General features: G+C 58.4%; 2 tRNA genes. Both read right to left on the bottom strand.

What is annotated here, in order from left to right:
* Positions 1 to 77 (bottom strand) — tRNA-Asp (locus AVS7_RS22870).
* A 46-nt stretch (positions 78 to 123) separates the two neighbouring features.
* Positions 124 to 199 (bottom strand) — tRNA-Glu (locus AVS7_RS22865).
* Positions 200 to 209: the final 10 nt, after the last annotated feature.

The following is a 209-nucleotide window of genomic DNA, read 5'->3' as shown; positions in this document are numbered from 1 at the left end:
TGGCGGAGTGGACGGGACTCGAACCCGCGACCCCCGGCGTGACAGGCCGGTATTCTAACCAACTGAACTACCACTCCGCGTGGTGTGACTTTTGCTCCTTGCGGAGCCAAGTGCCACAAAACTTGGCGACCCTACGGGGATTCGAACCCCGGTACTCACCGTGAAAGGGTGATGTCCTAGGCCTCTAGACGATAGGGTCAAAACCTAGA

The organism is Acidovorax sp. MR-S7 (genome assembly GCF_000400995.2).
Lineage (GTDB): Bacteria > Pseudomonadota > Gammaproteobacteria > Burkholderiales > Burkholderiaceae_C > MR-S7.
This window is presented reverse-complemented; position numbering and strand designations above follow the sequence as displayed.